Source organism: Kibdelosporangium banguiense (assembly GCF_017876405.1).
Lineage (GTDB): Bacteria > Actinomycetota > Actinomycetes > Mycobacteriales > Pseudonocardiaceae > Kibdelosporangium > Kibdelosporangium banguiense.
In genome coordinates this window covers 10,709,846-10,734,008 of record NZ_JAGINW010000001.1, presented here as the reverse complement: position 1 = coordinate 10,734,008, position 24,163 = coordinate 10,709,846, and the positions used below count along the sequence as shown (strand labels likewise).

The 24,163-nt window shown below is 66.4% G+C and carries 28 protein-coding genes; 11 read left to right on the top strand and 17 right to left on the bottom strand.

The features are described from left to right. Nucleotides 1–72: 72 nt before the first annotated feature. Together JOF56_RS48070 and JOF56_RS48065 are read left to right on the top strand one after the other, a co-directional pair. Nucleotides 73–876, top strand: a complete 804-nt coding sequence (locus JOF56_RS48070) for a hypothetical protein (protein ID WP_209646168.1) — start codon at nt 73–75, stop codon at nt 874–876. After that, entirely contained in the window at nt 840–1,319 is a 480-nt protein-coding gene (locus JOF56_RS48065) for a prolyl oligopeptidase family serine peptidase (RefSeq protein WP_209646167.1), read from the top strand. Before JOF56_RS48070 ends, JOF56_RS48065 begins: the two co-directional genes overlap by 37 nt. A gap of 156 nt (nt 1,320–1,475) precedes the next feature. Here JOF56_RS48065 and JOF56_RS60975 read toward each other — a convergent pair whose 3' ends face one another. The 9 genes from JOF56_RS60975 to JOF56_RS48020 all read right to left on the bottom strand — a co-directional run bounded on the left by JOF56_RS60975 (nt 1,476) and on the right by JOF56_RS48020 (nt 9,183). Continuing rightward, nucleotides 1,476–1,742, bottom strand: a complete 267-nt coding sequence (locus JOF56_RS60975) for a substrate-binding domain-containing protein (RefSeq protein ID WP_209648926.1) — start codon at nt 1,740–1,742, stop codon at nt 1,476–1,478. A gap of 49 nt (nt 1,743–1,791) precedes the next feature. Beyond that, nucleotides 1,792–2,334 carry a hypothetical protein gene (locus JOF56_RS48055; protein WP_209646166.1) on the bottom strand — a complete coding sequence of 181 codons (543 nt, stop codon included), beginning with the start codon at nt 2,332–2,334 and terminating at the stop codon, nt 1,792–1,794. Nucleotides 2,335–2,347: 13 nt separating this feature from the next. Further along, a complete protein-coding gene (locus JOF56_RS48050) occupies nt 2,348–3,451 on the bottom strand; it encodes a hypothetical protein (RefSeq protein ID WP_209646165.1) in 1,104 nt (367 codons plus the stop codon). Nucleotides 3,452–3,461: 10 nt separating this feature from the next. Further along, nucleotides 3,462–3,797, bottom strand: coding sequence for a hypothetical protein (locus JOF56_RS48045; protein WP_209646164.1), 336 nt, complete (start codon nt 3,795–3,797; stop codon nt 3,462–3,464). A 17-nt stretch (nt 3,798–3,814) separates the two neighbouring features. Then, nucleotides 3,815–4,300: a YbaB/EbfC family nucleoid-associated protein gene (locus JOF56_RS48040; RefSeq protein ID WP_209646163.1), complete on the bottom strand. Its 486-nt coding sequence runs from the start codon at nt 4,298–4,300 to the stop codon at nt 3,815–3,817. Nucleotides 4,301–4,473: 173 nt separating this feature from the next. Further along, on the bottom strand, nt 4,474–5,175 hold the full coding sequence (locus JOF56_RS60970) for a DUF2637 domain-containing protein (protein WP_372448327.1): 702 nt from the start codon (nt 5,173–5,175) through the stop codon (nt 4,474–4,476). Nucleotides 5,176–5,329: 154 nt separating this feature from the next. Continuing rightward, nucleotides 5,330–5,707 (bottom strand): hypothetical protein, encoded by a 378-nt coding sequence (locus tag JOF56_RS60965; RefSeq protein ID WP_209646161.1) that lies wholly within the window; start codon nt 5,705–5,707, stop codon nt 5,330–5,332. Between the two features lie 26 nt (nt 5,708–5,733). Next, nucleotides 5,734–6,825 (bottom strand): recombinase family protein, encoded by a 1,092-nt coding sequence (locus JOF56_RS48025; RefSeq protein ID WP_209646160.1) that lies wholly within the window; start codon nt 6,823–6,825, stop codon nt 5,734–5,736. Nucleotides 6,826–7,968: 1,143 nt separating this feature from the next. Beyond that, nucleotides 7,969–9,183, bottom strand: coding sequence for a glycosyltransferase family 4 protein (locus JOF56_RS48020; protein WP_209646159.1), 1,215 nt, complete (start codon nt 9,181–9,183; stop codon nt 7,969–7,971). Between the two features lie 61 nt (nt 9,184–9,244). On the opposite strand from JOF56_RS48020, the gene JOF56_RS48015 reads away from it, so the two are divergent. Further along, the gene (locus JOF56_RS48015; RefSeq protein WP_209646158.1) at nt 9,245–10,255 is read left to right on the top strand and encodes an NBR1-Ig-like domain-containing protein; all 1,011 of its coding nucleotides are present in this window, start codon (nt 9,245–9,247) and stop codon (nt 10,253–10,255) included. Next, the gene (locus tag JOF56_RS48010) at nt 10,252–11,091 is read left to right on the top strand and encodes a helix-turn-helix domain-containing protein (protein ID WP_209646157.1); all 840 of its coding nucleotides are present in this window, start codon (nt 10,252–10,254) and stop codon (nt 11,089–11,091) included. The genes JOF56_RS48015 and JOF56_RS48010 overlap by 4 nt, the downstream gene beginning before the upstream one ends. An 86-nt stretch (nt 11,092–11,177) precedes the next feature. On the opposite strand, the gene JOF56_RS48005 is transcribed toward JOF56_RS48010, so the two are convergent. From JOF56_RS48005 to JOF56_RS47995, 3 genes are all read right to left on the bottom strand, one after another. Continuing rightward, nucleotides 11,178–12,083 carry a hypothetical protein gene (locus JOF56_RS48005; RefSeq protein WP_209646156.1) on the bottom strand — a complete coding sequence of 302 codons (906 nt, stop codon included), beginning with the start codon at nt 12,081–12,083 and terminating at the stop codon, nt 11,178–11,180. Nucleotides 12,084–12,112: 29 nt separating this feature from the next. Continuing rightward, nucleotides 12,113–13,198, bottom strand: coding sequence for an integrase core domain-containing protein (locus JOF56_RS48000; RefSeq protein WP_209646155.1), 1,086 nt, complete (start codon nt 13,196–13,198; stop codon nt 12,113–12,115). A gap of 293 nt (nt 13,199–13,491) precedes the next feature. Beyond that, nucleotides 13,492–14,085, bottom strand: coding sequence for a Uma2 family endonuclease (locus JOF56_RS47995; protein ID WP_209646154.1), 594 nt, complete (start codon nt 14,083–14,085; stop codon nt 13,492–13,494). A gap of 558 nt (nt 14,086–14,643) precedes the next feature. Here JOF56_RS47995 and JOF56_RS47990 point away from each other — a divergent pair. Both JOF56_RS47990 and JOF56_RS47985 read left to right on the top strand, forming a co-directional pair. Beyond that, the gene (locus JOF56_RS47990) at nt 14,644–14,970 is read left to right on the top strand and encodes a DUF6247 family protein (RefSeq protein ID WP_209646153.1); all 327 of its coding nucleotides are present in this window, start codon (nt 14,644–14,646) and stop codon (nt 14,968–14,970) included. Between the two features lie 8 nt (nt 14,971–14,978). Continuing rightward, on the top strand, nt 14,979–15,233 hold the full coding sequence (locus JOF56_RS47985) for a hypothetical protein (protein ID WP_209649143.1): 255 nt from the start codon (nt 14,979–14,981) through the stop codon (nt 15,231–15,233). Between the two features lie 114 nt (nt 15,234–15,347). On the opposite strand, the gene JOF56_RS47980 is transcribed toward JOF56_RS47985, so the two are convergent. Beyond that, a complete protein-coding gene (locus JOF56_RS47980; protein ID WP_209646152.1) occupies nt 15,348–15,548 on the bottom strand; it encodes a hypothetical protein in 201 nt (66 codons plus the stop codon). A gap of 256 nt (nt 15,549–15,804) precedes the next feature. Between JOF56_RS47980 and JOF56_RS47975 the strand changes: the two genes are divergently transcribed. Beyond that, entirely contained in the window at nt 15,805–18,036 is a 2,232-nt protein-coding gene (locus JOF56_RS47975) for a tetratricopeptide repeat protein (protein WP_209646151.1), read from the top strand. Nucleotides 18,037–18,413: 377 nt separating this feature from the next. Here the strand turns inward: JOF56_RS47975 and JOF56_RS47970 are convergent, their stop codons facing one another. Continuing rightward, entirely contained in the window at nt 18,414–18,581 is a 168-nt protein-coding gene (locus tag JOF56_RS47970) for a hypothetical protein (protein WP_209646150.1), read from the bottom strand. A 53-nt stretch (nt 18,582–18,634) separates the two neighbouring features. Between JOF56_RS47970 and JOF56_RS47965 the strand changes: the two genes are divergently transcribed. Both JOF56_RS47965 and JOF56_RS47960 read left to right on the top strand, forming a co-directional pair. Next, nucleotides 18,635–19,951, top strand: a complete 1,317-nt coding sequence (locus JOF56_RS47965) for a hypothetical protein (RefSeq protein WP_209646149.1) — start codon at nt 18,635–18,637, stop codon at nt 19,949–19,951. Between the two features lie 162 nt (nt 19,952–20,113). Further along, the gene (locus JOF56_RS47960) at nt 20,114–20,917 is read left to right on the top strand and encodes an RNA polymerase sigma factor (RefSeq protein WP_245380886.1); all 804 of its coding nucleotides are present in this window, start codon (nt 20,114–20,116) and stop codon (nt 20,915–20,917) included. Nucleotides 20,918–21,011: 94 nt separating this feature from the next. Here the strand turns inward: JOF56_RS47960 and JOF56_RS47955 are convergent, their stop codons facing one another. After that, on the bottom strand, nt 21,012–21,218 hold the full coding sequence (locus JOF56_RS47955; protein WP_209646147.1) for a hypothetical protein: 207 nt from the start codon (nt 21,216–21,218) through the stop codon (nt 21,012–21,014). A 266-nt stretch (nt 21,219–21,484) separates the two neighbouring features. On the opposite strand from JOF56_RS47955, the gene JOF56_RS47950 reads away from it, so the two are divergent. Beyond that, nucleotides 21,485–21,718, top strand: a complete 234-nt coding sequence (locus tag JOF56_RS47950; protein WP_209646146.1) for a hypothetical protein — start codon at nt 21,485–21,487, stop codon at nt 21,716–21,718. 380 nt (nt 21,719–22,098) lie between these two features. Here JOF56_RS47950 and JOF56_RS47945 read toward each other — a convergent pair whose 3' ends face one another. Next, nucleotides 22,099–22,353 (bottom strand): hypothetical protein, encoded by a 255-nt coding sequence (locus JOF56_RS47945; RefSeq protein ID WP_209646145.1) that lies wholly within the window; start codon nt 22,351–22,353, stop codon nt 22,099–22,101. A gap of 95 nt (nt 22,354–22,448) precedes the next feature. Continuing rightward, nucleotides 22,449–23,201 carry an integrase core domain-containing protein gene (locus tag JOF56_RS47940; RefSeq protein ID WP_307855599.1) on the bottom strand — a complete coding sequence of 251 codons (753 nt, stop codon included), beginning with the start codon at nt 23,199–23,201 and terminating at the stop codon, nt 22,449–22,451. A 577-nt stretch (nt 23,202–23,778) separates the two neighbouring features. Between JOF56_RS47940 and JOF56_RS47935 the strand changes: the two genes are divergently transcribed. Then, nucleotides 23,779–24,105 carry a hypothetical protein gene (locus JOF56_RS47935; RefSeq protein ID WP_209646144.1) on the top strand — a complete coding sequence of 109 codons (327 nt, stop codon included), beginning with the start codon at nt 23,779–23,781 and terminating at the stop codon, nt 24,103–24,105. The last annotated feature ends 58 nt before the right edge of the window (nt 24,106–24,163 follow it).

Genomic DNA, 24,163 nt, shown 5'->3' with positions numbered 1-24,163 from the left:
GACCGGTCCTGTCGCATCCCAGGCTCTCCAACTGCTCCGGCCTGCACGGAGAATTGAGACCAAGGAGTCAGCATGGCCCTGTTGATCAATCGTCGCACTGTGCTGGCCGCGGGCGCGGGTGCGGCCGCCGCCGGTCTGGCGCTGCCTGGCGTCGCGACCGCCGACAGCGACAGAACCAACAGCGTGGGTTTTGTCCTCAACGCGGTGACGCTTGACGGTGGTGAGCAGGTCACCGCGGTCACCCTCGACACGTCCCGGCTCGGGCCGATCGACCCGGCGAGCCTGACTGCCGGCACCTTCAGCGTGCATGCCACGGCCACCAGTCCGATCGCCACCGGCGGCCAGGTCGTGGGATACGACCTCGACCGGACGGTGACCGCCGCCCAGTTGGACCGCCGCGGGAACATCGTGCTGTCACTGAGCCACGCCGAGGGCCAGCCCGGCGGTGGAACCCTCGGCTACATCGGGAGCAAGGCCCGTAACGTCCAGCTCGATCTCGTCTACACCATTACGCAGAACGCCCCGATCGTCCTGCGTCACGGCCGGCCGGTCACCATCGCGCGTTTCGTGCAGGGCCGGCTCGCCAACCCCGAGGTCGACGCCTTCAGCTATCACGTCTCCGGCTCCGGCATGAAGTATCGGCTGTACACACCCACCCGGCACGGCAGGCGCCCTCTGGTCGTCTGGCTGCACGGGGAGGCGAGGGTGCCTCGCTGCCGGATGACTACTACGACAACGAAACCACGCTGCGCGCCAATCGCGGCGCGCTGGGTTTCGCTACCCGTGAGGCACAGCAGATCTTCAACGGCGCCTATGTCGTGGTCCCGCAGAGCACTTCCATGTGGTTGCAGGACGGTCCTCGCTTCGCCCCGCTGATCCACGAGATCGTCCAGGATGTCGTCCGCAGGCGGTCGGTCGACCCTGACCGCGTCTACGTGGCCGGTTGTAGCAACGGCGGTTACATGAGTCTGAAGATGACCACGGTCTATCCCACGGTGTTTGCCGCCTCCGTGCCGATCTGCGGAGTGGTCGCACCCCGGCAGGCAGGCGCTCCGCCGTTGGTTCCCGACGCCGAGCTGTCCGCGATCAGCACCCCCACCTGGCTGGTCGCCTCCCGCGACGACACCACGGTGAACCCGCAGGCCAACACCGTCCACGCCCACGACCTCATCCCCGGTTCCCTGATGACCCTCTACGACCACGTCGTCTGGAACGGCTACCAGTTCCCCGGCCACTGGTCATGGATCTACGTCGCCCGTAACGACCCGAGCATCAACGGCACCCGTATCTGGCAGTGGATGGCCCGTCAACAACGCTGACCCGAGCCGCGCGAGCACCTCCGGCAACGCACCAACCGCCGGAGGTGCCACAGCGACCGACAGAACCCAATAGCCTCGCTCCAGACCCAGATTCAAGCTTGCCGGAGAGGCGAAAGTCGTCGACCCGGCGGCATGCCGGGGCGGACGTGGTCGTGGTCAGTGCGGCGGACCTTGTCGGGCGGGGAGATCAGACGCTAGGCGGGGCGAGCGAGTCGCGCATGATGAGGGTGGCGGGCAGGACGATGTCGGAAAGATCGGTCTCCCGTCGATCTGGCGCGGCAACAGGTCTGCCGCGGCCTTATCCATCTCGTAGGCCGGTTGGGTGATCGCCGTGATCGGCGGTTCCACCAACGGGTACAGACTCATGTCGTCGAAGGCGAGAACGCTGACATCGGTCGGAATCTTGAGACCCGCCGCGCGGATCGCCGCGTGTTCAGCGCCTAGCGGCGATGGACACGTCGGCGTTGATCAGTCAGTCGGGCTGTGTTGCGGGCGGGTTTTCGTCGTTCCAGCCGCGGGTGGTTTCGAAGACAGAGCCGTCGGGCCAGGTCAGACGGCGGCGTGCGATCTTTGGCATGTGCGGTTTGGTGGTGTGCCACCGGAAGGCTGGTGGTTGGCTGTCGGCGGTGTTGAAGAAAGGGCCGGTGTCGACGATGGCCATGTGCGAGGGGGAGTGGACCAGCCAGGGGCTGTCAGCGGCCATCGCGGCGTCGACGAGTTCGAGTGCCTGGGCGTTTGCGGGGCCGGTCACTGTGCCTTCCCGGCTGGTCAGGCTGGCCCGGCCACCGCCGGCGATGGACAGGACGATGTCGATCGGGACACCGATCACGCCGCGGATGATGTTGCGGAAGAACCGGCGGACCAGTCGTTTGCCTTTGATAGTCCCGTCTTTGCGTCTGCCTGGCACTTCGAAGGAGGGCCTGACCTCGTCCAGGTAGACCACTGCCACGGGTTCACGCCACTGGCTCTCGGCCAGGGCACGGACCCGCTGCCGAATCTCGGGTTTCGGCTTCATTGGTGACCAGCCCTCAGATGTCCAGGTTCCTGCGGGTGTTGGCCGCGTTCTGATTTCCGCCGATCGAGCTCTCGTCGAGGATCGGGCCGTCCTCGTGGGCCTCGTCGAGAGCCTCGCGCCCGAGACCCTTGCCCGCGCCGATGCCTGCCTTGATGCCCGCGCCGGTCAGCAGCGGGGTGAGTCCGGCCTGGGTGCCCAGCGCTGTCGTGATCACCCTGCGGCTGGGCTGGAACACAGTCCGTCCGCCGGACTCGACGAATTTGCCGACGCGGAACCGCTCGGCGAGTTTCTCGATCCTGCCGGAGTACTTGACCAGGAACTTCATGAACTCGTCGAGCAGTTTGCCGAACACACCGAGGTGTTTGGTCACCTTGGCGAGCACGCTGGCCGCCTTGGCGATGGACGCGGTCATCGCCGCCGCCACCGAACCACCCAGTGAGATCACCGACGCTGCCAGGGCCGGTAGCCAGATGGTGATCAGCCAGGACACCAGTTCGGAGATGAGGGCCTTGATCACCTCCTCGATGACGACCATCACCGTCGACCACATCTGCAGTGTCTCGGCGACGGACCCCGCACTGGACCCGACGCCGCGGATGCCGGCCGAGAAGTCGCCCAGGGCCTCGCGGGCCGCGTTGCCGGCGTCGTCCACCCAGTCCTTCAGCGCGGTGTCACCGGTCGTCTCGAAGTCCTTGGCCAGTTCCTCGAAACCCTGGGCGATGGTGATGAAGTTGTCCGAGGCGTGCCCGATGGCCGGGCCGTCCCCGCTCACTTGATGCAACGCGTCCTGTAGCGGCTGAACCAGCTCCAGCAGCATGTTCAGCCCGTGACTGACCAGCCAGCCGACCGGGTCCATCGCGAAGAACGTCACGTCTGCCGCCGCGCTGCCCACGAACTTCGCGCCGTCGGCGGCCAACTGGCGTGACGACGCGGCCAAGTCGTCGAGATCGTCGGCCTGGGTCGCCTCCTGGGCGTGCTGCGCGATCGACTTGCCGGCTTTCCAGACCGTGCCCACCACCGGGGTGGCCTCCGCCGCCCGATCGAGGTTCGCGCTGGTGCTCTCGTCGTACCGCGTGGCGTTCAGGCGATCGGCGATGCTCTGCTTCGGTTCGGTCACGACGTCCTCCTCAGCGCGGGCCGTCGATCGCGGCTTCATGCTGGCCGAACGTCATCACCGTGTCGTCCTCGTTGCCCTGGTAGACAGCGGCGCTCTGCGAGATCTTCGAGGTGAGCGCGTCCACGCCCTGCTTCATCTCCGCCAGCAGCGACCGCAGTTCCGACAGCCGGTCGGCGTACGACTTCTTCGCCCACACACCGACCAGGCCCCAGGCCTCGTTGGTCACGTCGGCCTGGTCGATCAGTGCGCCGAACTTGTCGGCTTCGCCGTCGTAGTAGCCGAGTTGGTTCGCGTACGCCGTCAGCGCGGCTACGTCGACCTGCACCCCGGATCCGGGAGTGGACATCAGCATGGCCCCCTTCGTCACCGCTTGCGGAAGATTGAGTCCTGGCTGTAGTCGTCCTCGTCGTCCGATGCCGACCTGCGCGGTGCGCTTGGTTGGCGGTGATGGGACGACGATTCCTCGGTCGCGGTTCCCAGGGCCTCGGCCTGCGCCTGACCGACCTGGTTGATGGTGTTGAGGCCGAACGCGGCACCAACGGACTCGTCGACGATGGATGCCTGCCGGCGGACGGCCTCGGCGACCGCCGTACGCAGCGTCTCCATGATCGTGGCCGCCAGCGCCGGCGCTGCCTGGCGCATCGCGTCCGGGGTCAGTTGGATGTCGGTCACCGCGCCGCCAGCGCCTGCGACAACCCGCACGGTACGGTCAGGAGACGTCGCGACGACCTCCAGCCGTGCTACCTGTTCCTGCATCTCCGCGACACCACCGAAGTTCACCTCGGCTTGCCGGATCCTGGCCTGGAACCGCTCGAACTCGGCGGCCAGCCGTTCCAGATCAGCGGACACAACCACTCCTCGATCCAATGACAGTCGTCTCGACAGCATGGCAGACACGTCTGCCCCGCACGGCCGGAATGCCAGTTTCCCGTGCCGTCGACACACTGGACCGGGCACCGTGCTTGACCGATCGTCAAGTACGAAGGGGAGTTGTTTGCCTTGGCCGAGGGCCAATTGGATGGTCAATTGGCGACGTGTCGACCTTGGCTAGTGTGCGCCTCCTCTGATCTTGTAGGTGACAGCGGCTCGTCTGTGTTGGTGGTCAAAGCTTCTGCGATGTCGGGTCGGCTCATACCTCGAACGATTGTGGTGAGTGCTCTGGCCTTGGCGGCTCCGATGCGCAGTTGTTTGCGCACTGTTTCTGCTGACGCGGGTCTGCCACATCGGGCCCAGTGGTTTTCGTCGATACGTATCGCAGCTGGCAACAAGTCGGACACAGCTACATGCACTGGATTGCTCGGTTGTGCCCTCTCCACATGCTCGGTGTCCGTCTCACGCGGCTCGGGTTGACCTTGAGCTTGAGGGCGGTGTGCCAGCAGTTCGACGGCCAGCAACAACGCCACTGGTGGCCGGCCGGCTACCAGTACTGGCTGCCATTCCAAGGATGGTGCAGAGGCAATGTTCGCTGCCAAGGACACCAGGACACCTGACGCGAACGATGACCAGGCGGCAACTCGTGCCCGGTAAGAACTGTCATCGTGACGCGTCTTGAGCAATCCGACCGACGCCAGTACCAGCAGTCCGTCGACTGACAAGGGCCACAGTGCCGCGCTGACCGCGTCGGCGCCGCCTTCGAGCGCGAATGCGCGCTGATGCTGATATGAGGCATACGCTGCCACTGCGGCGACGAGTAGTGCGCATATGCGTCTGAGCAATGTATCCACACTCGACTGTCCAAGACGGACCTGTTGCCTCTTTGGGCCCGTCACGGCTGTGCACCTTCTGCGCCAGGCAACAGCAACTCACCGCGGAGAACCACTGTGGGGGTTTGGATCGTGTTTTTTTCGGACACATCATTGCCCCACGGCTTACTCCCGATCACAGCGGGACGAGACCGTGGGGTTTTCTGCGCACTGAGTGAGACGGCGTCGTCGTGCGGCCGCGGCGACGAACTCGGACAGGAATGCCGGGCTTGTTGCTCGTGGCGATGCGCTTGCCTTGCCGGCGTAGCTGGACGGTGACTGTTGTCGTGTCGCACATGATGGTGGCGCCACGGGCTTGTAGGAAGGCCTCGACGTTATCGGCGGTCTCGCCAGGCTGGTGCCCTCGGTGACTGAGCTGAGCCGCGATCTCCGCGATTAGGTGATCCTCACGGCGGTAAAGGCTCCCCGGTCTGCCAGTACGGCGGGTGCGGCTGCTGCGGTAGCCGTGGCGGCATCGGTAGCCCGCGCGGCCGTGGACCCAATGGGAGTCCATTCGGCGCCCACACAGTGCACACTGGATCAAGCCGGACAACCTGTAGGTACGAGTGCTGCCATCACTCCCGACCCGTGGGCAGATACCGACTGCGCCGCGACGAAGTCTTCCTCGGACACCAGAGCCGGATGAGTCGCAGTCTGAGAGATCACCCACTGCCCGGCGGCATTTCGCGCTTGACCGAAGCGGCCGGTCTTCGCGGATCGCTGGCTGCGGTCGCTGGAGGTGCGGTTCCAGACCTGTCGCCCGGTGTAGCGCGGGTTCCGCAGAATCTCGATCACCGTCCTCAGTGACCATTCGCCGGTGGTTCGGTGCCGGTTTCGTACCGGGTCCGTCCCGGACGGGCTGGGCACACCGCGTTCAGTGAGCTCGCGCGCGATGCTCGCTGCGCTTCGTCCGGCCAGGCGTTGTGCGAAGATCCACCGCACATGCCGCGCCGTGACCGGATCCGGAGCCAGTGTGCGCAACCGCCGCCCCCACGACGCATGCACCCGATTCGGATGCGGCCCAGCGTCGACCAACATGTAGCCGTAGGGTGGCCGGCCGCCGAGGTAGCGTCCCTGCTCGGTCACCTGGGTGCGCATCGCCGCGATCGTGCGGTGCCGGGCTCGCAACACCTCACGCTGCGACTGCGCTCCCAACACCATCATCAACACCCGATGCGCCGGGCTGCCTACCTCGACCGGGCCACTGGCCTCGGGCAACCACACGGCAACACCGTGTTCCGCACACAACTCCAACAGCTCATCGAACTGTCCCGCCCCGAACGCCCGCTCAAACTCACCCACCACCGCATCAAACCGACGCTCCCGCGCCGTCAGCTCGGCCAGCAACGCCGATGCTTCCGGCCGATCCTGCCACACCACTCGCCGCGAACACCCCACATCAAAGAACTCCGCCACAATCACACCTTGCCCCGTGATCACCCCTCGTGCCGCTTCGATCTGCCAGCCGCGCGAGGTGACCGGGTCTTGAAACTCCGCAGTGGACGTCCGGCCGTAGAACGCGAACCGCAGACCGCCCGCCACAATCCGGTCGCACGACCCGATCTTCGCGCCGACCGAGCCGAGCCACGACTCCAAAACACCGCCAGCCATCGAGTCCGTCAAGGTGACCACCTCCCGCCACCTGGAGACCTCACCCCGGCGCCATGCATGACGAGCTACTGCTGGGCATCACCCAAACAGCCCACCGGCGACCTTTTCTTGGGCTCCTCGCTCATGATGACTCGCCTGGCTTGCCGACGTAGGTGGACGGTGATCCTGATCGACTGGCGTGTGGTCGTCGCTGACTCATCAACCGCCTCCCATACACCAACCGATGCCTCGTTGCCGAGAACGGCCCGCGCATCGCCGTGTTCTACATCAAGGTCTAAAATCGGCTTCTCGCTCCGCTCACCGCCGTCGACCAACCCGAGGTCCCGCCCGAGTCACGTCAGGTCCTACGCATGCTTGATCCTCACGTCGACAGCTACATCGACCGCTCCCGACTCACACAGCGGTCTGCAGCCAAGACAGCCGAGTCTGCATCGGACTGGAAACGTCACCGGCCGTAACATGCCGCTATGGCCGCGTGTACCCGGCTCCTTCGGCGAAACGTCGCGCGTTTCCGAGCGCGGTGTCGATGGAAGAAGTCCGCGGCGATGATGCCGTGAGCCTGGCTGGTCAGGAACTGTTTCCTGGTGGAACCGGCCCGGCGTGGAGCTGGACCGATGCCGGCCGAGTTCAGGATCTCCCACACCGTCGACGCAGCGATCTTGTGGCCGAGACCGGCCAGCTCGCCTTGGATCCTTCTATGTCCCAACGTGGATTGTCGCGGGCTAGGTCAAGGACGAGCTTCTTGATTGTCGAGTGGGTAGGTGGCCGTCCGGTAGGGCGTCGGCAGGCACTGTAGGTCCACTTCGCGGTGATGAATCTGCGGTGCGAGGCCAGGATTGTTGAGGGTTGGACGGAGAAGATCTCGTGCCAACGGCGTCGGGGGAGCAGCGAGGACAGGGCGGCGAACCAGAAACGATCTGGCGCTGTTGCCGGACCTGGCCGGTGATCTGGCGACGGAGGATGGCGTTCTCGTACTGGAGCACGAGCAGTTCGGCGTCCTTGGAGAAGTCGCAGCGCAGCAGCATCGCAGGGACCGACAGTAGTCGTCGAGTCAGTTGATACAGAAGTGACACGATCACCGCAGCATGATCCCTACTGCCTTCATTCAGGTGTCCTGACCCGGCGAGATGGGTTTTCGAGCGGCACAAGGTAAGCGCGCGTCGGTCACACGAGGTCGGGCTGCCGGATTCCGAGTTGTCCCAGCAGCGACGAGACCACCGAATCCCACGAGTAGCGGCTCGTCAGGTGTTCTCGCAGTGCGTGGGCGCGGGCGAACGCCGCCGCGCGGTCGTCGAGCACAGCCTCGATGGCGCGGGCCCATGTCTCGGCGTCTTCGGCGTCGTCACCGGATACCGGCACCACGAACGGACGCGCCGAGTCCGGCCCGAGCTCCTCGCCGATCAGCAGGCCAAGGCCGCTGGTGCTGCTCACCAGCACCGGCGTGCCCGCGGCGATCGCTTCCGCACCGGCCAGGCCGAACCCCTCGGTGCGCGACGGCATCAGCGCGAGACTCGCGGTTCGTTGAGCAACAGCCAGCCGTGTTCCGTCGCTCGTGTACGGGCGCACGACGACGTTCAGCCCTGGATGTCCGGCCCACCGGAGCACTTTGGACCGCACGGCCGCCGAAGTGCCGGGGCGTGCGCCGTACACCACGAATTCCACCCCGGTCGTGCTGGGTCCGCGCCGCCGCGCCGCCAGCCCCACCGCCCATGCGGCGAGGTCGAGACCCTTGAGCGAGGAGTCCTCGACCCGGCCGGACAGCAGGATCTTCACCGGCGCGCCCGGCGGCGGTGTGCGCCGCACAACGGGACCGGCGTCGAAGCCGGGCACGAACCTCAGGGGAGGTGGGCCGTCGAACGCGGACAGCTCGGTCAGGTACCTGTTATGCAGCATGGGGCCGATGGCCACCGCGCGGTCCGCGGTCTTGGCCAGCTCCAGTTCAAGCGCGGTCCGGTGTTCGGCGCGATCGCCGGCGTCTTCGCCGCGCCGGTTCTTGTGCCATTCGATCTCGTCCGGCGCGACGTGGAGGAAGTGCAGCCTCGTCGCGGTGGGGAAGTGGTCCTCGGCGATGCCGCGGGCCACCAGCCCGGTGAACCTGCCGTGGCCGATGACGAGGTCGGGCACGACCCCGCCGGGCATGTGCGGACGCCGGGCGAGGGCGAAGTCCCTGGGGCCGGGAGACGCGGGGACGAGCACGACACCCTGGCGTTCCGCCTCAGCGATCTCCTGGTGCGTCGATGGGGAGACCCGGCAGAACACCCGCAGGCCGGCGCGGGCCAGCGCGGTGCAGAATCTCTGGTTGAGCATGTCGATCCCACCGGTCAGCGAGTGCCAGGCGGTGCCGACGGAGAGGACATTGACATCCGGTTGTGTGCTCATGCCGCACAGCGTGCGCTGAGCGCATTTTTCCGCGCGAACGTAACCACAGGGGAGGGTGCCGATGAGTCCTGGCAGCCGGGGCAGGCCCAGGGCGGCCGCGCACACGCCCATGGTCGTGATGAAGGAGCTGTCCGCGGCGATGAGACAGCTGAGGTCGGCGGCAGGATGCGAGCGACTGGAAGACGCGGTGGAGGTGCTCAATGCCGTGATCGCCGAGCTGTACCCGGATTCCGGTGACACCCGGCCGGCCGGGAGCACCTCGTCGCTGCCGCATCCGCTTACGGTGCGGTACGTGTCCGGCATCGAGACCGGCAACACGACAAAGGCCCCGGTGCCCGCCTGGCTGCGGTCGGTCAGCGCGTACCGGCGTGAGCAAGTGCGCGGAAGTCAGGTCCCCGCGTGGCTGGTGCACGCTTACGACGTGGCGTTCCTGGCAGACGGCTACCTCGTGGACATGTACCGCTGGGCGGTATCGCTGCAGGCCGATCAGTCTGCGGACCCACCGCGTGCTCCGGCGCACGCCCAGTTGGCGCAGATCGGGCCGGACGGGTTCGACACCGAGGTCGCGATGTTCTTCGAGGGCCCCGAGAGCATGCGTGTTGCGGTGCGGGACATGTGCGCGGCGATCCGTCGCTATCCAAGTGCCCCCGCCGCAGCGTCGGACTGGCTGCCGGACCACGAGGACCGCTGCGGCAACGTGGTCAACCCGGAACGCGATCTGCCTGAAGGGCTCGCGGTGCGGCCGGGAACGTTCGTCCTCGGGTGGTGGCGGCTACGCAACACGGGCGTTCGGCCATGGGTGCACAAGGTGCTCTACCGCGCGGGAGGCGGGGACGCGGGCCTACGCACACCGCCGTTCGTGCCAGTACCGGACGCGCCGCCGGGTGGCGAGGTCGACACCGCGGTGCCGATCCGCGCACCAGAACACCCCGGCACCTACCGGCTGTGCCTGCGGCTCGGCTGGCCCAACGGGGTCTACTGCTACCCGAGCACCCTGGTTGGGGCGATCATGAGCCTCATCGTCCTGCCCGAGCAGTACGCGGGCTGCGAAACACCGTGGCGGACAACATGACCGAGCCGGCTGCCCTGCTCGCCGACACCCGCCGGGCACTCGGCCTCTCGCTCGCAGGCTTCGCACAACGCCTGCGGAACCGCTCCGGGCCGAAGCTGACCCGCCAGTGGCTGAGCCGGCACGAACAGGGCAGTCCGGTGCCGGAGCGACTCCTCCGTGCCATCGCCGAGACGTGCGCGGCCGATGAGATGCTCGACATGGCCCTGCGCACGCGGTGGCGACGCCTGCTCAGCGGCCCGGACCCCGTGATCACGGTCCCCGACCGCAGGCGGCGGTTGCACGAACTGGCGCGCCGGGTGCCCAGGAACCCTAGATGGCCGCTGTACCAGCAGCTCGCGCGTGAGCACGGCGCGACCCTCGACGCACTGCTCGCCGAGGCGCGCGATCTCCTCGCGATGCCACCGCAGGACGACTGGCGACCGGTTGCGGGCGACGCCATCACGTTGGTGCGGCAGGAAAGCACGCTGGGCGTCGCGCTGGTCCGCGGTGAGCTGTTCGTGCTCGTCGCGACGTTGCGCAACAGCGGTACGGTGCCGTGGCGCCAACGGCTGCTTACCAGGCTGGGCCCGCCAGTCACATCCAGTCTGGCGTTCACGCCACCCGTCCTGCCGATTCCGGACACGCTGCCAGGGCAGACGTGCCGCATCGTGATCCCCGGCCGCGGGCCCTGGTTTCCCAACCAGAGCCTCGTCACTTATGCCATGACGTTCCCCGACCTCGCGCCGTGCCTACCGGGCAGCCTGATCCTGATGGTCGACGCGAGCACCCAGGACGACGTGGTGAGCCACCCGGTTCCTGTGGACATCACCACGCGTTTCCGCGACCTGCGGGGCTGACCTTGATTTTCGCGCGACCAGCAGACTGGAGGTGACCACATAGGTCGTCTGTGGTCGTAAGCTCGTCGTCTCCCTCGTTGCTGTGATCACGTGACTATCGGGCCAGTGTGCCAACCGCCGCCGTCACGCCAGTAGTGCTGATACGCCCCGTCGGTTCGTTCGGCGACAAGCTCAAGGTTGGTGCCGTATGTGCTCTGGAGAAGGCTGACGACGCGGCGTACCTGCGCACCGAAGACCGCCGACAGGTTCCACGCGCCTGGAACGGCGTTGTAACGCCACCAGTGCTCGATCCGGTCACTCACGGCCACACAGAGTTCGAAGTTGCCGACACCCGTCTCGTTGCCCGCGCCGTACGTTCCCTCGATCAGGCACGGGGCACTGGAAGCGTTGTCGCCGAAAGTGTTCTCAAGCGTCCAGCCGGACGCGCCGTACCGGTAGTGGCGCATCGCCCCACTGGTGACCGTGCCCACGTAGTGCAGTTCGCCCCCGCCAAGCCGACTCTGCACCAGCGAGGGACCGCCGAACGCGAAGTCCGCGCCGAACGTCGCCCGCTGGTACCACTCACCAGGCTCCCGGGTCCACGGCGCGCTGTTGTGCTTGGTCCAATGCTCCGCCTGTCCGTACTGATTCACCACCACGACCTCGAAGTCGCCGGGCGCGCCACGGTCGCTCTGCACGAAGCCCGGAATGCCGACCGGATCAACGGGACCGAAGATCGTCGCGTCGTTCCACCACCCCGATGACTGGTCGAAGTAGACGTGACGCAACTGGTGGTATGTCGAGCGGTACACGAGCTCGAAGTTGCGGTTGAAGGTGCTCTGTACGACTGCAGGACAGTCGCGCCATGGGTCGACGGAGCGCACCACGCCCACCTTCAACCACGGCGTCTTCGCGTCGGAGTTCTCGCGGTACCAGTGCTCGTGGTTCATACCGATCTTCACGAACAGCTCGAAGTTGTTGTGCAGCGCGCCGTTGCCGCCCTGCACCAACACTGTACCGCTCGAAAAGTCATCGCTGCAGGTCAAGCGGCATATCGGTATTCGTTGATGAGTCCATTGAGGACGCGGGTGCGTAACAACGCGCGGGCGTTGGCTTCGTCTGCTTGGTCGGGCTGCTGGTGACGTTCGGGTGGTCGCTGTTCTCGGGCTTGGTGAGGCCGGTGCCTGTTGTAGTGCCGTTGGTACTCGGCGAGAACCTTTCGAGCGTGTGCCTCGTTGAGGATCAGAACGTGGTCGCACACTTCACTGCGGAGGGTTCTGATGATCCGTTCGCAGTGGGCGTTCATCTTCGGCGCCTGGGGTGCGCTGGTCAGGATGTCCATGTCTTCGGCTCGCAAGACGGCGTCGAAGGCGGCCGAGTACTTCGTATCGTGGTCGCGGAGCAGGAAGCGGAGCGCGCTCAGCCGCGCACTGATATCGGTGGTGAGGTTGCGGGCTTGTTGTGTCGTCCAGTCTTGGGTGGGGTGTTCGGTGACGCCGGCGATGTGCAGCCGTCGTGTGCCGTGTTCGAGGAAGACCAGGGCGTAGAGGCGTTTGCCGAGTGCGGTGTCGATGTGGAAGAAGTCCGCGGCGATGACGCCGTGGGCCTGGCTGGCGAGGAACTGTTTCCAGGTGGGACCGGCTCGGCGTGGAGCGGGATCGATCCCGGCCGAGTTCAGGATCTCCCACACGGTCGAGGCGGCGATCCGGTGTCCGAGTCCGATCAGTTCGCCCTGGATCCTTCTGTGGCCCCAGCGTGGGTTTTCGTGGGCCAGGCGAAGGGCGAGCTTCTTGATCGCCAGGTGGGTGGGCGGCCGTCCACGGGTTCGTCGGCGGGTGCTGTAGTCCCATTTCCGGGCGATGAGCCTGCGATGCCAGGCCAGGATCGTTGCTGGTTGGACAGGTACGAGGTCGTGCCAGCGGCGTCGGGGAAGTATCGAGGATAAGGCGGCGAACCAGAAACGGTCCGCTGGCTCGTAGCGGACTTGGCCGGTGATCTGGCGGCGGAGGACGGCGTTCTCGTGCCGAAGCACGAGCAGTTCGGCGTCCTTGGCGGTGTCCCGGCGCAGCAGCACCGCGGGGACCGACAGCAGTTGTCGGGTCAGTTGGTACAGCAGTGACACGATCACTGGATCATGATCTCAACGGCTTGTTTGATGTCCTGACCAGGCGCGACAGCTTTTCGAGCGGTACAGGATCCGCACCCGCGTGGTCTAGCAGGCATTGCGCGGCCGCATGCTTGGTCGTCGGTAGCATCGCCAATGAAGGTCGACATATGGTTTGATGTGCAGCGAAAACTTTTCGAGCAGTGCCACCTCCTGGACAAGCGAATGTTGGTGACAAATTTCGTCAACAGATTGACGAATTAATAACAGAGGGCATCCTCCTGTTGTTCTACTGTCTGACCCAACGCCGCTAACAGCTACTTGGACAGGGCTGCTAGGGACAGATCGACAGGGAACGGTACTGGCAACTTTAATTGCTCGTGGAAAATCCCGGTAAGTGTGTAAGTGTAGGTGGCGGGGTCGAGTTCGTAGACGTAGGCGACTGGTCGGCCGCCGTCGTTCTCGATGCGCCAGAAGTGGCGGATCCCGGCCTCGGCGTACCGGCGGGGTTTGGTCTCGCGGTCGCGGATCTCGGAGGACTTGGAGACCACCTCCACCACCAGCACCACATCTGCAGGCAGATAGTACGTCCGGTCGAGCTCCGCCGCGGCTGTGGCGGAGACGACGGAGACGTCCGGGCATGGCCGCTGCCGGTCGCCGAGGACCACGTCCATCTCCCGGGTCGCAGTCAGCTCGTCGGGAGCTTGCCGGGCCAGTTCATCGCGCAGACGCTCGACCACACGCCGATGGAACTCCGTCTGCGGACTCATGACGATCAGATCTCCATCGATCAGCTCGATACGCTTGAGCGCGTCAAGTTCCCCATACGGGCCATCCAGACTGAGCCGATCGAGGTCAGCCGCAGTCCACCCGTCAGGCGGCACGTAAGGCCACTGAAGTCCGACTGTCACAGCCCCCAGCCTAACCGCGATACCACCGTCTGTCCCTCGCTCACTGACCTGTCCTCGCCGTTCCGCGTCAAGCTGATTGGCGACTCATCGTGTCACGGGCAGGACGAACCGCCCCAGGTTTGATGGAGTGATTGATGTGCCCCAGGGCGGTTCAACCTCATGCATGTCTCTTCTGTGCGCGGCGCTGCCTGGTCCGGCTGAATATTGACCCCCTGGTTCTGAACGCTTACGCGACGTCGGTGGGGTGCCGCCCGGTTGTATCGAAGGTGCGCTTGCCGAAAATGTCATCCGTGCAGGTCAGGCTGCATAGTGGTACTCGTTGAGGATGCCGCCCAGACGTGGGTGTCGGCGGATGTTGAGTTGGCTGATCTGGGCTGGTTCGGTGATTGGCTGTGGCAGTGGTTGTAGTGGTCGGGCGTTGGCGATGCCTTGGTGGGGTCGGTGGTTGTTGTAGAACTGCTCGTATTCATGGAGTGCGTGGAGCCGGCGGTTGGCGTGGCAATGACGGCGAGCGTCGAATCAGCCGCAGCGGGCGAGCCCCGCGAGTATGCTGCCTGCATGACTGCCGCAGTTCCGTTGCCGCCGCCGGCGCCGGCGCCGTCCGACCCTCAATCCATCCGGCAGCAACTGCCGCCCGTGCTGGTCGCGACCTTCGACGCCGAGTGGGCACTGGTCTTGGACCAAGCGAAGGCGAGCAAGGAGCTTGCGGGTCTGTACAACCTGCTGAACAAGTGGCGACACATCGCCCACATGGAACAGCGGGACCCCGGCTCGTACAGTCGGTTGCTCGACAAGGCCGAGGAGATACTCCGCACCGGGCGCAATGAGAACGCGGGTTCGATCGACGAACTGCGGGCCAGCATCGCAGCGCGCATCGGCAAGTAGGCGCCGGCTTGTACCACGTCGTCCCCGACCCGGCGGTTTTCGACCAAGTCGCCGCCATACCGTCAGCAGCTCAAGCGGAATTCCTGAGAATTCTTGATGTACTGGAAATCACGCCGTGGAACGGCGAACCGCAACACGAAGCCAACCCGGACGGTGCCGTGCGCCGTTGGACATTTGGTGAGAATCGAGCGGGTCAAGTCGTCTACCTGATCTTGGAAGATCTACAGGAGGTCCACATTCTCCTTGTGCTGTGGCTTGGCTGACCTCGACACCTGTCGCCCGACTTGACACTTGGTCAGTTATCGCATTTTGTCAGGAGCGCTTACCTGTTGAAGTCCTCATCGCGTGACCCATTGGGGGCTGTGACGCACGCAGTGCTATATCAGGTCGGCCTGGTGCAACCGGACCAGGAAGGGGATCACGCCGCTTGCGCCCAGGGTGGCGATCAGCAGAAGCTTCAGGACAGTGACGGCGCGCTGGCCACGACGATGTTCGGTAACGGTAAGCGTCACGCCGGTTGCCGCAGTGATGAGGGTAAGCAGCACCACGGCGGCGAAGGTGATCAACGGTGTCCACATAGGCCTGTCCTGTCTGGGAATCGATTCTCCCGAATCCGGGCCGCTTAAAAGCCCGTGGGGCGGAGTTCACCAGCCCGGCCTGCCAGCCGGTCAGGGCTGCGGACACACCCGAACAACGCGCCGCGCGGGCTACGGGGAAACCAGGGCGGATTCGGTCCAGTTAGTTCAGGGCTACGGTGTCCGGTGCCTGTCCGGCGAGCCTCACCGGACAGGCAGGGCCTAACCAAAGAAGTGGACCAAGAGACCAGCTGGAGAAATGGATCCGAGGGACATCGAGACGCTGGCGCAGCTCGCCGAAAGGCTCGGTCAGCTACGGGGCAACCGGTCCTACCGTGCGCTGAGCAAGGCCGCCACAGGCTTACCGGTGCACGATGGGCGGCAGTCCGCGTTGCCGTCCAGCACCATCAGCGACCTGCTCAACGGCAAGTCGGCGCCTTCGCGTGACACCGTAATTATCTATCTGACGGTGTGCGGGCTTGACACCGTCGAGGCGCAGCGGCCCTGGCTGGACGCCTACAAACGCGTCGCGCAACAGCATCAACGACGCCCACCCACCACGCTCCGGGTCCGCGATGCACGCCCACGGATCTTGGGCGTGCATGCCGCCATCCAGGCCACCGAACAACCCAGCTACCGCGAGGCTGGAGACGAGTTGCCGGTATACGTGCCGCGCGACCTAGACGCCGAACTGCGGACGAGGATCACCGCGGCCAGTCAGCAAGGTGGGTTCGTGCTGTTAACCGGTGGATCCTCGGTCGGCAAGACCCGAGCACTGTTCGAAGCCATCAAGACGGTGGTGCCGGACTGGTGGCTGCTGCACCCCGCCGACGCTGACACGATCGGTCAATTTGCCGCCGCGCCGACAGCGCGGACCGTGGTGTGGCTCGACGAGTTGCAACGCTACCTCGACCACTCCACAGGCCTGCCGGGAGCAGCGGTCCGCGAGCTGATCGGGGCGGGTGTGGAGATGGTTGCGACGCTCTGGCCCGGCGAGTACGCCATCCGCACCGCGCCGCCCGCCGTTGGGCAACCCGACCCGCACGCCAACGACCGGGAACTGCTTGGTCTGGCCGAGCTCGTCGCCGTGCCGGAGGAGTTCAGCGCAGAGGAGCGGCGCCGGGCGGAACAGCTGGTCGCCGATCGGCGGATCCGTATCGCCCTGAACACCCCGGACGCCGGGTTCACCCAGGTGATGGCCGCTGGACCGCAGTTGGTGCAACATTGGGAACAAGCACCAGCTGAACACTGCTTCGGCAAAGCTGTGGTCACCGCCGCTCGCGACGCCCGGCGCGTCGGCGCCAGAGCCCCGGTCACATGCGAGTTCCTGGCTGCGGCCGCGCCGAGCTACCTCACCCCCAACCAGCGCGCCACCGCGCCGGCCGACTGGCTTAACCAGGCTTTGACCTACGCCACCAAGTCCCTACACGGCGCCGCCGCCGCCCTCAGCGCCGTCGACGCCGGCATGGGCATCGGGCAAATCGCCGGCTACCAGGTCGCTGATTACCTCCACCAACACGCCCTGCGTGTCCGGCGCACCACCCGCCTGCCCGACACCGTCTGGCAAGCACTCGTCGAGCACCATCACCCCGACGACGTCGACCGCCTGACGGTCAGCGCCCACAGCCGGGGCCGCCACCAGGAAGTCGAAGCCCTTTATCGACGTAGCATCCACAACGGCGATCCGAAAGATCTTGGCCCGCTGGTTGAGCTGCTGGTGGATCAGGGCCGTGTCGATGAGGCGATCACCTTCCTGCGCACTCACGCCAACAGCGGCGACACACAGGCCGCGTACCGGTCGGCGGAGCTGCTGGCTAAACACGGCCGTGTCGATGAGGCGATCATTTTGCTGCGCACCCATGCCGATAACGGCGACCTGGAGGCCGCGTACCGGTTGGCGGAGCTGCTGGCCGAACACGGCCGCACCGACGAACTGGCCCAGCGCGCCGACAACGGCGACACGTTCGCGGTGGGTCGGCTAAGCGGCCTGCTCGCGAAACAGGGCCGTGTCGATGAGGCGATCGCTGTGCTGCGCACCCATGCCAACAGTGGCGACGTGTATGACGTCCTTCGGTTGTCCAACCTGCTGACGAAGCAGGGCTGTGTCGATGAGGCGCTCACGTTCCTGCGCACCCACGCCGATAACGGCCACGCAGAGGCCGCTAGCCAGTTGGCCGTCGTGCTGGCCAAACAGGGCCGCACCGACGAACTGGCCCAGCGCGCCGACAACGGCGACCCGAACGCCGCTTACCAGCTGGCCGTCCTGCTAGCGGATCAGGGCCGGATCGACGACGCGGCCGCACTCCTACGCACCCACGCCGATATCGGCGACACACAGGCCGCCTACGGGTTGGCCAAGCTGCTGGCCGACCATGGGAGGGTTGATGAACTGACGGCGGAGATGGTGGCCGGAAATCAGGGGGCAGCGGCCGCCCTTCGGGCAATGAGACGCAAGCATCAGCACGGTCTGCGGTACCAGGCACGCTCTTGAGGAATGGGTGAGGCTCGCCGCGCCCTGGACGAGTAACCGACTTGTCTGATGCAGGCGCGGATCTCAAATGCGGCGGACCAGTAGGCGGTGCGTATAGCGTCTACCTACCTCTGGCTGGCCAGCGGCATATCGAATCCAATGACCAGGTAGGAGTCCATGTCCGGCCAGGTCCACGCCGGTGACAGGCCCATCGCTGACCGGCCAGGCCAGCACGACGGTGCCCCGCGTCGGTCCTCCAGTGCTGCACCACGGCCACCGGCTCGACCAGCGCGCGATCGCGCCGTGCCAGCCCGCGTGCTCACCAGGTCCGACGTGGCCGCGTCCGGCCACCACTCGATCAGCAATTCCCGCGCCGACCGGAAGCCGGTCGTGGCCAGTCAGTCCCGGATCGCCGACACAGACCACCACGCGCCCTCTCCGTCGCTGTCCATCGGCGCGGGCAACCCATTGCGCCGCACCAACTTCCGCAGACCGCGCTCGTCGACCTCGAGCAGCACGCGCAACTGCGTCGCGTTCGTCTTGTGCACGTACCTGGTGCCGCCCATGCCCCTTCTCATCCCCTCGCACGCACAGTGACTGGTTACTGCATGCATACGCCGTGCTGCAACCCGTAGACGGCCTGTGGCGTAGGGGACAGCGGGAAACCGTGCCCGTGGTGGCCCCGATGCCGGTCTGCGCCTCCGGGAAGATGGGTGCGGTGAAGCCGCTCGCCGCGCTCAGCCGTGGTCTTCGCCGCCGCCAGCGGGCGACCGATCTCTCGCGCGCCGACATCGTCGACGCTGAGCTCGCCTCGATGCACCGCAGCCCGGCTGACGGCGTACCGGTCTGGTCGATCGACTACCGCGGCCGCGGCGGGTTCATCGCCACCGGCCCGCCCAGCGACGGCGCCACGCCATGCCGGTTCTGGGGCACGGCACCAACCGCGCGGGCAGCCGCGCACGTGCTGTCCTGCTACTTCCACGATCAGCCGCCGCAGGTCGTCTTCGACCCGCCCCTGCCGGCCACGCCGCCACCGCTGTTCGAGGCGTGGCGAGGCGCTGATCTGTCCCTCGAAGGCCCGTCGATCCCGGAGCTGCTCGCTCGGCGTGGCCCCGTCTACGACCAGCACGTCGCCGCCTGCCGCACGGCCCGGGACCTGTTGCGCCGGCACGGCGATATCCAGTCCTTTCTCGCCCAGCGCGCGGTCGACCTCAACGCCACCGACCCGCAATTGCCCAGCGCGCGAGCGCTGGACTCGGTCGGGACGCTGGTCAACGGCGACCAGGGCGGCGTCGCGCGCACCGTGCAGTGGGTGCCGACGCGGCTCGTCGTGGCCACCCACCACCCGACCTGGGGCCAGTTCGGTGGCTTCCGCAACCACAGCCCGTACAACATCGCCTCGGGCCTGCTTCGCAGCAACGACCTCGACGCCTTCACCACCAAGCTGTTCACCGACGCGATCACCCTCGAACGCATCCCCGCCTGGGCCGGCCCGATCTACTGCATCAGCGACGGCGGCAACCACCGCATCCACACCGCGCGCATGCTCCAGCTGCCCTGGCTGGCCGCCAGCGTGCAGGTCGCAGCGATCGCCCCCGCCTGGACCACGGCCACCATCGTCTTCCGAGAACCCCACAGCGTGGAGAGCCAGCACCGCCCCCTCACCACGCGGGTCGCCGAACGCACCCAACTGATCGCCGGCCTGATCCGCCGCAGGGTCATCGACGGCGAGCTCGTCGACGCCGAGGGGCAACGCTATCCCGTGCTGCGCTGCCGATACCTCCCCGCCACCTGGCTGCTGCGGACACCGACCGACGCCACGCAGGTCAACGCCATCTACGAAAACCGGTACCCCGGCGCCCTGGCCCAGCTGGGCATCCCCACCGAGATCGGCACCGACCCCACCGCGTGGGCCCGCTGGCTGACCACGCCGTAAACCACGCCGTGGCATCGGCCTGCTCATCCACCATGGCTCCGCCTCGCTCGGCAGGGTGAGCGCGGTAACGCTTCCTGCCGGCAGGCCGACACCCCTACGACCAGTCCACAACGCACAGTGGCTGATCTCGCACAAACCACCAGAGGGGGTGTTGTGGCGCACATGGTTCCGGTGGCGCACAGGCACAACAGCCACGCCCTGGTGCACCGGGCACAGGCGGGCGACCGCGCCGCGCTCGAGCAGGTGTTTGCCGCGGTGCGGCCCTGGATCGTGCGGACATGCCGTGGGCGAGGGCTGGACGCCGACACAGCCGAGGACATCGCCCAGGACACATGCCTCACAGTCCTGACCCGGCTACCCCAGTACCGCGGCACCGCCCTGGCGCATTTCCGGGCCTGGCTACAGGCCATCATTGCTCGTGCCCTGGGGGCACACGCCACCAGCGACCCACCGCCCTCGCCGCTCCTGGCCGACCCAGGCACGGACGTCAGCCCCGCACCCGAGCACTACGTGCTGGGCGTGGAGGCCTACGCCCAGCTGCTCGGCATGATGCTCCAGCTACCGACGCTCCAGCGGCGGATCCTGTTCCTGCACTTCGTGCACGGACTCGACACCAAGACCACCGCAGCATTCCTGGACATCACCGACAACCACGTCCGCGTCGCGGTCCACCATGCCCGGCGCCGCCTACGCACCCTGCTCACCACCCCCACCGCCGGCACCGCCACGACCTACACTCACATTGCTCGGCTCACCGCCGACGACCCGGCCGGCACCACCTTCGTCCCCATCTCCGCGGCCGCAGCCGCTCGCAACCCGGTCGATGTACCGCGCGGTCCCAGCACATGCCCGCGATGCTGGGCCGAACTCACCCCAACCCACACCGACTGGGCCTGCGCATGGTGCGGCAGCTCCGGACAGTCCGCGGTCACACCCGCGGAAACGCACATCGCCGGTGCCGCATAGGTCCCGACCACATCAAGCGCCGACATCGAGTTCGGCGCACTGCCGATCCGCTTCCTTCCGGAGCGGTCGGCGCGGGTGCGCTCGCTCGGGCTGTTCAGGCGCCGTTCTTCGTTGCGGGAGCAGCGGTGACGGTGGTCTTCTCTGTGGGCGGTAGCTCGATCTCCTCGGTGGTCGACCACCACTCGTATGACCAGCTCTGGTGGACCCGGATGCGATCTGCCCAGGGGAACACTGTGCCCGCCAGCCCTTGAACGGCACCAGTGAACGCGGCAACTGCGGTCTCGACCCGGTGGGTATGCACGTTCGCCCGCAGGCCCGGCGGGATCCGATCTCGAACGACAGCTTCGGCACTCGCGGAGTGTCCACGGCAATCTCGCTCAACGGCCGCTTTCCGCGACGTCTATCAGTGTCGTGGAAATGTAGGGATGTCGGCGAAGTGCTCCTGCGCTCGCGCCGAGCGAGAGGCCGAGCGTCGGGAGCCGCCTGACGCTCGCGGAATCGCGATTGCGGGTTCACGCTGGGGGTTCACTCGATCGTGGAGGTGTGGCCGCGGCTATGGTCGCGGCCATGACCGACGCAACGAGCGGGACGGTTACGGGGGATGGGGCGTCACACGGCCATCCGCGAGTGCTGATGACACCGGAGCGCCTGCGCAAAGAGATGGCCGAGATCGCCCGGTGGGCGCCTCGTTCCACGATCACGATTGCCGACCCCGCAGATCCTGATCGTGTCTTCGTGGTCACTGGTTTCCGCACGAATCTAGAGACTGGCGAGGTTGAGCTGATCGTGCGGGAGCGTTGAAATCGGTGGCACCGCCGCATTCCCTCGGTTGCCATCACCCGATTGATCGTCCATTCACGACGCGACCAGCTACTGACGGCATCGCGTCTTGAGGTTCGTGAGTTCGCCTTGACCGTGCGGAGGGCCGCCCCGCTGGTGATCGCGGCTCTAGTTGTCCGACCTTGGTTGGACACATAGAGGGCACTCGTACCCGCACAGGCACGCGGCACAGACCTGACCGGCGCTCAAGGCTTGAAATGATCAGAGTTCAGGTCACCGCATACCCCCAGCGAACAGGATCGGGTCGAGCCGGTCGTGCGGGATGAGCACGCACCTGCGGAATGGGTGATGGGCGGGGATCTGGAAGGCTTTTGCGCCGGCCTCGCTGGCGGGCCGACGTGCTACTGGTGTTGTTCGGTCGCCCGGGCGACTCGTTCGTGGTGGGCTTGGGTGTCGGCGGCGACCTGGAGCTGGTGGGCGAGGGCGCGTTCGCGGTTGTCGAGGTCGGCTTCGGTGCATCGTTGCCGGCGCCAGGCCAGGTAGGGCGCGACGAGCCCGCCGCCGCCGATCCCGATGCGCAGCCCGATCCTGACGGCCTCGAACCGGGCGGTGATCAGCGAGGCGTCCGGTTGCGCGGGCGGGAGATGCGGGAGCACCGCGCAACTCCCGCGGCGGCAATACCAGCCAGTAACACTGCGGGCACTCGACCCGATCTCCGCCTTGCGCTTGCCGAAAATGTCATCCGTGCAGGTCAGGCTGCATAGTGGTACTCGTTGAGGATGCCGCCCAGACGTGGGTGTCGGCGGATGGCGAGTTGGCTGATCTGGGCTGGTTCGGTGATTGGCTGTGGCAGTGGTTGTCGTGGTCGGGCGTTGGCGATGCCTTGGTGGGGTCGGTGGTTGTTGTAGAACTGCTCGTATTCATGGAGTGCGTGGAGCAGGTGTCGTTGGTTCCAGATCAGGGCGCGGTCGAGCAGTTCGTGCCGGCAGGTCTGCACCCAGCGCTCGACGATCGAGTTCATCCTGGGCATCTGAACACCACTCAGCACGACCTCGATGCCGGCGTCGGCGAGGATATCGTCGAACAGCTGAGGGAATTTGCCGTCTCTGTCGCGGATCAGGAATCGCGCTCGGCAGCCGGCGTCATCGAGATCCATGATGAGGTTGCGGGCGGCTTGGGTCACCCAGGCCGCGGTGGGATGTGGTGTCGTGCCGAGGACCCGGATTCTGCGGTGGGCGTGTTCGATCACGGCCAGGACGTACATGCGTGTGCCGGTGAGGGTGACGGTTTCGAGGAAGTCGCAGGCCAGCAGGACGTCGGCTTGGGAGCGCAGGAACTGGGTCCAGGTGCTGGATGCGCGTTCGGGTGCGGGGTCGATGCCGGCGTCGGTGAGGATCTGCCACACGGTCGAGGCGGCAATCTTGATGCCCAGGACGAGTAGTTCGCCGTGAATCCGGCGGTAGCCCCAACTGGGGTTCTCCTTGGCCAGGCGCAGAACCAGCACACGAACAGAACGGATAGTGCGTGGCCGGTCCAGGCGTTTCGGTCGGGACATCCTGGCGTGGCGTCGGTGGAACAGGTCGCGGTGCCAGCGGGATCGTATCCGGGCGGGCCAGCAGACGGAGTCTGTGCAGGATTTGGCGTGGTAGTCGGTGCAGGAGCGCGGTGAGTAACGCCCTGTCGGCCGGGCTGAACCGCACCCTGGTGTCGCCGAGTTGCCGTTGCAGCACTGCGATCTGGTGGCGCAACGCGAGGATCTCGATGTCTTTGTCCCGGTCGCTCCTCGGGAGCAGACGAAGTAGGGCGAAGGTGTTGGTCAGGCCGAGGTAGGCCAGTCGCAGCAGCACGGCCGGTCATCCTGCCGTAGGACCGCTTGCCATGAGGGAGGGCGCCGACGTCATCGTGTGTAGCGTCTGACCAGCACGGATGAGGTTTTCGGCAAGCGCAGGCTCGTGGTCGATGTGGGACGAGAGCTGCTCGCGTTCGATCCGGATCGGCCACTGTGGACTTCGCCGGTGCCGGCGGGGGCGCAAGTCACTGCCGTCGGACCGAGCAATGGCGAGACGGACAAGCCTCACAGGGTGGTCGTCGAGACGCCGACAGGCACGACCGTGCTCAACGGTGACACCGGTGCGATGCTCGGCCCGCTCGCCCCCCTGCCGGGCACCGGCAACGGCGCCGAGGTCACGCCGGACACGGGGTGGTACCGGGTCCACCGACTCGACAAGCGGACCATCGAGCTGGTCCGGGTCGACCTCGGCGCGCTGACTGTGGTGACGCGCAGCGAGCCGGTGCCGTGCGGGATCGATCTCGCAACCGACCCACCCCTACTCAGCGCGGCGAGCGGCCGGCTGTTGGTCACGTGCTGGGCCGGCAACGAGGCCACCATGACGGTGCTCGGCCACTGAGACGAACCCCGCCAAGATCGAACACTGCCACCGCATCAGCCACCGCCGGATCGGTTCG

Coding starts and splice junctions, on each gene's coding strand:
- JOF56_RS48055 (WP_209646166.1), bottom strand. CDS start 2,334: ATGAAGCCGAAACCCGAGATTCGGCAGCGGGTCCGTGCCCTGGCCGAG.
- JOF56_RS48015 (WP_209646158.1), top strand. CDS start 9,245: ATGAGTCCTGGCAGCCGGGGCAGGCCCAGGGCGGCCGCGCACACGCCC.
- JOF56_RS47990 (WP_209646153.1), top strand. CDS start 14,644: ATGACTGCCGCAGTTCCGTTGCCGCCGCCGGCGCCGGCGCCGTCCGAC.
- JOF56_RS48070 (WP_209646168.1), top strand. CDS start 73: ATGGCCCTGTTGATCAATCGTCGCACTGTGCTGGCCGCGGGCGCGGGT.
- JOF56_RS47950 (WP_209646146.1), top strand. CDS start 21,485: ATGACCGACGCAACGAGCGGGACGGTTACGGGGGATGGGGCGTCACAC.
- JOF56_RS47960 (WP_245380886.1), top strand. CDS start 20,114: ATGGTTCCGGTGGCGCACAGGCACAACAGCCACGCCCTGGTGCACCGG.
- JOF56_RS48020 (WP_209646159.1), bottom strand. CDS start 9,183: ATGAGCACACAACCGGATGTCAATGTCCTCTCCGTCGGCACCGCCTGG.
- JOF56_RS48010 (WP_209646157.1), top strand. CDS start 10,252: ATGACCGAGCCGGCTGCCCTGCTCGCCGACACCCGCCGGGCACTCGGC.
- JOF56_RS60965 (WP_209646161.1), bottom strand. CDS start 5,707: ATGGACTCCCATTGGGTCCACGGCCGCGCGGGCTACCGATGCCGCCAC.
- JOF56_RS48045 (WP_209646164.1), bottom strand. CDS start 3,797: ATGTCCACTCCCGGATCCGGGGTGCAGGTCGACGTAGCCGCGCTGACG.
- JOF56_RS47970 (WP_209646150.1), bottom strand. CDS start 18,581: ATGGGCGGCACCAGGTACGTGCACAAGACGAACGCGACGCAGTTGCGC.
- JOF56_RS47980 (WP_209646152.1), bottom strand. CDS start 15,548: ATGTGGACACCGTTGATCACCTTCGCCGCCGTGGTGCTGCTTACCCTC.
- JOF56_RS47975 (WP_209646151.1), top strand. CDS start 15,805: ATGGATCCGAGGGACATCGAGACGCTGGCGCAGCTCGCCGAAAGGCTC.
- JOF56_RS48065 (WP_209646167.1), top strand. CDS start 840: ATGTGGTTGCAGGACGGTCCTCGCTTCGCCCCGCTGATCCACGAGATC.